The organism is Marivirga sp. (assembly GCF_024636815.1).
GTDB lineage: Bacteria > Bacteroidota > Bacteroidia > Cytophagales > Cyclobacteriaceae > Marivirga.
Window position 1 is genome coordinate 1 of record NZ_JAGXGF010000154.1, and the last position, 7,101, is coordinate 7,101.

At 32.9% G+C, this 7,101-nt stretch carries 7 protein-coding genes; 5 read left to right on the forward strand and 2 right to left on the reverse strand.

Annotated features, from left to right (window positions below; genetic code table 11):
* Positions 1–59 precede the first annotated feature (59 nt).
* The 3 genes from Q0L29_RS11255 (at position 60) to cas6 (ending at position 3,104) form a co-directional block, all read left to right on the forward strand.
* Entirely contained in the window at positions 60–1,151 is a 1,092-nt protein-coding gene (locus Q0L29_RS11255; protein ID WP_296621700.1) for an AI-2E family transporter, read from the forward strand.
* 13 nt (positions 1,152–1,164) lie between these two features.
* Positions 1,165–2,262: a redox-regulated ATPase YchF gene (gene ychF, locus Q0L29_RS11260; RefSeq protein WP_296621702.1), complete on the forward strand. Its 1,098-nt coding sequence runs from the start codon at positions 1,165–1,167 to the stop codon at positions 2,260–2,262.
* 62 nt (positions 2,263–2,324) lie between these two features.
* Positions 2,325–3,104, forward strand: coding sequence for a CRISPR-associated endoribonuclease Cas6 (gene cas6, locus Q0L29_RS11265; RefSeq protein WP_296621703.1), 780 nt, complete (start codon positions 2,325–2,327; stop codon positions 3,102–3,104).
* On the opposite strand, the gene Q0L29_RS11270 is transcribed toward cas6, so the two are convergent.
* Positions 3,082–4,398: a type IX secretion system plug protein domain-containing protein gene (locus Q0L29_RS11270; RefSeq protein ID WP_296621705.1), complete on the reverse strand. Its 1,317-nt coding sequence runs from the start codon at positions 4,396–4,398 to the stop codon at positions 3,082–3,084. The two genes, cas6 and Q0L29_RS11270, sit on opposite strands and share 23 nt — an antisense overlap.
* Positions 4,399–4,455: 57 nt before the next feature.
* On the opposite strand from Q0L29_RS11270, the gene Q0L29_RS11275 reads away from it, so the two are divergent.
* Positions 4,456–5,004, forward strand: coding sequence for an RNA polymerase sigma factor (locus Q0L29_RS11275; protein ID WP_296621706.1), 549 nt, complete (start codon positions 4,456–4,458; stop codon positions 5,002–5,004).
* Positions 4,988–6,394, forward strand: coding sequence for an outer membrane beta-barrel protein (locus tag Q0L29_RS11280; RefSeq protein ID WP_296621707.1), 1,407 nt, complete (start codon positions 4,988–4,990; stop codon positions 6,392–6,394). Before Q0L29_RS11275 ends, Q0L29_RS11280 begins: the two co-directional genes overlap by 17 nt.
* A 20-nt stretch (positions 6,395–6,414) precedes the next feature.
* On the opposite strand, the gene Q0L29_RS11285 is transcribed toward Q0L29_RS11280, so the two are convergent.
* Entirely contained in the window at positions 6,415–6,840 is a 426-nt protein-coding gene (locus Q0L29_RS11285) for an arsenate reductase family protein (RefSeq protein WP_296621709.1), read from the reverse strand.
* Positions 6,841–7,101: the final 261 nt, after the last annotated feature.

Genomic DNA, 7,101 nt, shown 5'->3' on the forward strand with positions numbered 1-7,101 from the left:
ATGAAAATGGAGGGCATTTAAAGCCTTTCATTTTCTTATTTATATCTTAACTTAGAGCCGTGAACCGACTCAAACCTATTTTATATTTATTTGGTGGAGGCTTACTGCTATATTTAGTGAGCTTATTGTTTTCTGATATATTAATTTATATCATCATCTCCCTCATTATTTCAACTATTCTTCGCCCTTTAGTTGGATATTTGAACAGCGTATATTTTTATGGATATAAACTACCCAAAATATTTATTATTTTTATCGCCTTTTCAGTCTTTATAGGTTTTATCGTACTTTTCGTAGGCTTGTTTATTCCTTTGGTTTCAGAGCAAATCCAAATCTTAAGCAAACTTAATTATGATAACCTTTACAACAGAATTACCACCCCTATTCAATCTATTGAAACCTTTTTGATAGACTCTATTCCCAATGTAGGAAAAGAAGGTTTTATAATCGATCGCTTAAAAGAGAGTATTTTGAATTTTGCTCAAACTTTGGATTTTAGTTTTATACTAAATAATTTCATTTCTATTACGGGTAGTATTTTCGTAGCAATTTTGGCTGTGCTTTTTATCTCTTTCTTTTTGCTTTATGAGAAAGGGCTTGCCAGAAGAAAATTTATCCAACTGATCCCCAATAAATATTTCGAAGTTTCCATTGGGGCTATTTATAAAATTGAAAAACTGCTTTCCAATTATTTATTGGGCTTGTTATTTCAAATGATTTCAATATTCACCATAGCTTCATTGGGATTAAGTATTTTAGGAATAAAATATGCCGTTACAATCGCTGTATTTGCAGCAGTAGCTAACTTAATTCCTTATGCAGGACCAATTTTAGGGGCAACTTTTGGAATAATAGTAGGGGTTACTACAGGAGGGATATTCGAATTTAGTAATGAACTGCTTTTATTAGTAATTAAGATTGTTTCGGTATTTGCTGTGGTACAGATCACTGATAATATTGTCCTGCAACCACTTATTTTTTCAAAAAGTGTAAAAGCACATCCATTAGAAATTTTTGTTATTATCTTTGCAGGCGCATCCTTGGCAGGAGTATTAGGTATGATAGCAGCTATTCCGGTTTATACCGTTATTAGAGTTATACTAATCGAACTTTACCGAGGATATAAGCAATATAAAATATTTCAGAATTAAATAAATTATTTTTATGGGATTACAATGTGGAATTGTTGGCTTGCCAAATGTTGGTAAATCAACTTTATTTAATGCGCTTTCCAATGCTAAAGCGGAAGCGGCAAATTTCCCTTTTTGTACCATAGACCCAAATGTTGGAGTTATAAGTGTTCCTGATGAAAGATTAAATATTTTAGAGGAATTGGTTAATCCGGACAAGGTAGTGCCTACTATCATCGAATTTGTGGATATAGCAGGCTTGGTTGAAGGAGCTAGCAAAGGAGAAGGACTAGGCAATAAGTTCTTAGGAAATATCCGTGAAGTTGATGCTATTGTGCATGTAGTAAGATCCTTTGAGGATGATAATATTACCCATGTATCCGGTCGAGTAAATCCGGTTGCTGATAAGGATATCATTGATACCGAACTTCAACTAAAGGATTTAGATTCAGTTGAAAAGAAAATCCAGAAGACAGAAAAAATTGCAAGGTCAGGAGACGCAAATGCCAAAAGAGAGATGGCAATTCTCAACCAGTACAAAGCAGTGTTAGAGGATGGCAAAAACGCAAGAACCTTAAAATTAAGCAAAGAAGAGAAAGAACCGGTAAGAGACTTGATGCTATTAACGGATAAGCCTGTTATTTATGTGACGAATGTGGAAGAATCTGCAGCTGTTACCGGTAATGAGTGGGTTGAAAAATTCAAAGACTATGTGAAGGATGAAGAAGCTGAAGTAATTGTGGTTAGTGCAGCAATTGAGGCTCAAATAGCTGAATTTGATGAAGCTGAAGAAAAAGCCTTGTTTTTAGAGGAATATGGATTAAAAGAATCCGGCTTAAATAAATTGATTCGTGCTTCTTATTCTATTTTAGATCTTATCACCTATTTCACTGCAGGGAAACAAGAAGTAAAAGCATGGACCATCAAAAAAGGCTGGAAAGCCCCACAAGCTGCAGGCGTTATTCATACTGATTTTGAAAAAGGCTTTATTAAGGCGGAAGTTATTAAATTGGATGATTATCAAAAATATAGAACCGAGCAAGCTTGTAAAGAAGCCGGAAAAATATCAATAGAGGGGAAAGAATATGTTGTGAAAGATGGTGATATCATGCATTTTAGGTTTAATGTGTAAGTTTTCTTATAATTTTTAAAACAATTTTATACCTCTATTGGTCTTAATTAAAAAATAGGGCCGTGAGAGTAAGATTAATTTTTAAAAATAAAGAGAAAGGTGCCAACGTGCCATTCCATCACCAATACTATTTGTTTAGATTTTTTAAAGGGCTAATCAAAAAGTGTGGCAATGAAGAGTTTAATAATTTTAAACACTACAATTTCTCAGGTTTAAAAGGGCAAACTACGGTGAGTAAATCGGGCTTACATTTTTATAGCTCTAAAATAACGGTGGTCTTTTCTTGTTCTAATAAAAAATTTATCGATAGCATAATAGAAGTGCTATTTAGTCTGCCTGAGGTGAAATTAAATGGCTTAACCATTATACCTCATACTGTTGAACTTGAAAATGATATTCTTTTTAGTGAGGAAACTAAATATATCTGTATCTCTCCTGTGATTTTATTAACTCCTGAGTTCTCGAGTGATAGTGCTATAAAGTTCATCCACCCCGAAACAGATGAATTTATTGATCAGTTAAGAAAAGCACTTTTAGAAAAGAATGAGTTGAATGATTTTGGAGGCTTTGAATTTTATCCGGATACCAGCTATCTGAAAAAATTAGAAGAAAGAGGTAAAAAATACTCTAGAGTATATCCGATTTATGATCAGGATGTGCCTTATGAAGTAAGAGGCTACACTTTTCCTTTTACGCTTAGGGCGGCACCCAAATTACACCAATTTTTATTTGAAAACGGCCTGGGGCTCTTTAATGATAAAGGATTTGGAATGTTGGATCTAGCCGAGGTTACCCCGGGTAGTAAGACTGAACCATATTTCACTGGGCAGCTCGAGAATTAAATTGAGTATAACCAATTAATCTATCATATCGCAATTGCGGACTACTATAATAAATTAGAATGTCGTATTCATTCTCTGTACTAAAATAACTTCCTTCAATAGGATTACGCTCTTGATTTTTAACATAATAGATATATTCATAATATCCTTGTTTTAAAAGGATGTTATTTTGGTATATTCCAGTATTAGAGTTGTACTTCATTCTGTTGGCATTATTTAATTGCCAATTATTAAATTCTCCTACCACATAAATTTCCCCATAGTCCTGAGGAGCTTGTAATTTAAATTCCGTAAGTAAATAATCAGAAACTAATGGAGTATTTTGTCTTTCCCTATTCCCAATGGCAAAAGCCCCATTTCTATCCTCCCATTCTCTATAGGCCTCTGTTGATCTATCTGTATCCATTCTAAGAGAAACTGAAATAGGGGTTGTTTCTTTGTTAATATCGGCAACTCCATTCCCTTTAAAATTAACAGTTGAAATATCAAAAAATCTGAATTCATTAATGCCGGGAAGGTTTAATTGCCCATTATAAAATTTATAGGTCAATCGCTTATTTCCATCTGAAATTTGTAAGGGCTTAGGAACATCGATAGCATAAAGCCAATTATTATTTTGTCTGACAACAGGGTGAATATCCGTGCCTGTATTAATTATATCTATTTTATTGAGGAATACTTCAAACTCTAATTCCTGGTGTGTTCTTCTTTTGGGGACCAAATTGGAAGCTGTAACCTGATAATTAATACCAGCTTTATTTTCATGCACCATAAATCGTTCACTTAATATAATATCCTCTTCATTATTGTTTTGATAAACTACTATCAAGTAATTCCCTGAAAGCGCAACTCTTGGAACATTCCATTCATAATGGATATACCCCAATTTTGTGTCAAAGGAAAATTCAAATTCCCGTATTGGGAACTGATTAAATTCTTCCAGATAATCCATAGACTGAATATTACTTTTGGCAGTCCAGTCTTTATTGCAATGAATGATTTTAGCAAAATATTGCTGTTGTTGCTCATTTATATCATCAAACGTTAAGAGCAGTCGGTCATTTTCACCTAGTTCCAATACAGCATTGTTGGTGGAAGCCATTTGATTGCCTTTGAAATGAATCAGCTGAACAGTTCTTATTTGTTCTTTATAACTTTTGTTTTCGTATTCTAAATCCGGATAATAAACAGAAGGTGACTTGTTGCTACTTCCCGTAGATTGTACTGGTACGCAGCTATTTAACAAGCTGATAATTGATGAAAGTGTAATTAAAATATAAAAATAATGTTTCATTCCAACCTTTAATTTGTAATTTGGGTCTAATATAAACAGAATCCTTAAGGTTTTTGTATGCCTAGAACCAAAGAAATCATAAAGGGTTGCCAAAATGGTGACAGAAAGAGCCAATATGAACTCTATCAACAGTATTCTTCAGGGATGATGGCGGTAGCATTGCGTTATTCAAAATCAACTTTAGAGGCAGAAGATATATTGCAAGAAGGGTTTATTAAGATATTTGAAAATATAAAAAAATTCAGAGGGGAATCAAGTATTGGATATTGGATTAAAAGGATCATTATCAATACTGCTTTAAATCATCAAAGAAGTAAGCTTTATCTCTACCCTATGGTAGATGTAGAGGATGTTAAAGAAGGAATAGAGTCTCTTTCGGTAGGTAATTTAGCAGTTGAGGATTTGATGGAATTGATTCAAGACTTGCCAACGGGTTGTCAAGTGATTTTCAATCTGTACGCTGTGGAAGGATATCAACATAAAGAAATAGCCAAAATGCTTGATATAAATATTGGAACTTCAAAATCTCAATATGCAAGGGCTAGAAAAATATTAATGGAACAATTAGAAAAGCAAAGTAAGTGGGGGAATGAAAGATTTCAATAAAGATAATTTTAACGATTCTATTCGCAGTAAATTTGCCAGTGCTGAAGTTCAGCCCGGTAATAATGTATGGGAAGGAATTGAAGCTGAACTCCTGAAGCAGGATAATAGAAGTATGCATAAAAAAGCTGCTTTCTATAGAAATCTGGCTGCAGCTGTAATTTTTATAGCTTTAATTTCTATTTACTTCAATCTGCAGGATTTTACTTTTAATAAGGATCAAAATAGTACTCTAGCTCCAATTGAAATAGAAGATCAAAATGATCAAACTTTCTTGAGTGATAATGATGTGATTATGGCTCAGCCTAAAGCGCAAGGTTATAATGATAATGTGGACAATTTTAGCGGAGGTACTAGTGAAAATAGCACTGTAGCCTTTGTTGGAAATTCGGATAATGAAGAATATAAAGTAAACGAAATTCCAGCTATTCAGGATAATCAAGATTTAGCAACAGTACGAATTGTTGCTAATGATAATTTAGCTTCATCATTAACTAAGATTGACAATATAACGCCTGATGGTATTGAGCTTCCGGAGTTAAATCTTGAGGTTAAAGAAGTTTCTTATTTTGCAGTTAGCAATTTAGATAAGTCTAAGGATAAATCGGGAATAGCATGGAATACAAATGTCAATATTGGTTCTGGTAATTTTAACCCTAATTCTGAAATTACAGAAACCCCAATTTTTTCTACTGTATCAACATTGAATAATCCAGGAACGGCAGGTAGAACTACCGGGGAAGATGCCTCATTTAACAATAATCAAGAAAGAGAGGCTGTGGAAGATTTAAGTTCTGCTCCTATGCAAGGTAATTTGTCTTTCACTTTTGGTTTGAATTTCGGGATTATATTAAATGAAAAGTGGAATATAAAATCAGGTATTCAATATGGAGCTTATCGATCCTCCTCTTTAAGTAGTACAGTGGTTAGAGATAGAAATAGCGATAGATTATATCCATACCATGGAGCTTCTAGCTCAACCGAAATTTCAGATGGAAAAGTGGTAAATGCTATTTCTGAATATGAATTATACAATGATTTTCAAATTGTAACAATTCCTTTGATGACATCTTATAAAGTGATCGATAGGAAGTTTGATGTTTCATTGGTCGCAGGCTTATCAGCTGATTTTATTATACGAAACACGCTCAAAGGAAGTAGTGATCAAATTAACGAACTTAAATTTGATCAAAATGATAAACAATCTTACAAAAATATATTTGCCAGTAGTATTGCAGGAATTGAAGTAAGCTACCCTTTTGCAGATAAGTATGCTATTAGTGTAATGCCGACTTATAAAAGAGCACTCTCCAATGTAACAACTGAGAATGCTACATTCAATAGCATGCCGGCATTTGTAGGGTTAAATATGAGCTTAGCTTATATGTTTTAATCAATAATTAAAAAAGGAGATTAATAATCCCTTTCTCCTTTATTTGCTAAATGATTTTTTACTTCTTCAAAAGCCATATCCATTTCATTAAAATCATAAGGTGATTTTACAAATTTCGCATAATTATTAGTATGGATTATGGGTGTTTTAATGATTTGTGGATGTGAAGTTATTAGTTGTAATAGATCTTGATCATCAAAATCTTTACCTTCTAATTCATCCTTATAGTAATCGTTATTAACATCAATCAATTCTTTTACAGGGACATTAAGCTTTTCAGCTATTTCAGCCCATTGTCTCTCAGTTATAGACTCTTTGTCTAAATCTATAGGATTAATAATGTGTTGGTCCAATGACTTGGCATATGCAAGAGCTTCTCTCTCGTTTATATGTTTGCTGTCATAGATGAATTTAATTTCCATATCTGCTTTTTTACTTGTTTCCATAATTATAAAACTGACTTTTTGGCTGGAAGTTTCAATTTATCATTGTTTATAAAGGTTTTAATAAAAAAAGCTCTGTTAAATGAATTAACAGAGCTTTTAACTTATAGAATTAAATAGTTCTAAATTATTCTACTAACCAAATTGAAGCATTGATATCATTAGAACCACCAAGTTTATCTACTGCGTCATTATAATTGGCAGCATTCAAACTTTGCTCTTGACCTGGATATCTGAATCTCATAGGTAAATTATCATTATTAA

Excerpts from the sequence above, each read along its gene's own strand:
- Q0L29_RS11280 (WP_296621707.1), top strand. The coding sequence starts at position 4,988 with ATGAAAGATTTCAATAAAGATAATTTTAACGATTCTATTCGCAGTAAA.
- Q0L29_RS11270 (WP_296621705.1), bottom strand. The coding sequence starts at position 4,398 with ATGAAACATTATTTTTATATTTTAATTACACTTTCATCAATTATCAGC.
- Q0L29_RS11285 (WP_296621709.1), bottom strand. The coding sequence starts at position 6,840 with ATGGAAACAAGTAAAAAAGCAGATATGGAAATTAAATTCATCTATGAC.
- ychF (WP_296621702.1), top strand. The coding sequence starts at position 1,165 with ATGGGATTACAATGTGGAATTGTTGGCTTGCCAAATGTTGGTAAATCA.
- Q0L29_RS11275 (WP_296621706.1), top strand. The coding sequence starts at position 4,456 with ATGCCTAGAACCAAAGAAATCATAAAGGGTTGCCAAAATGGTGACAGA.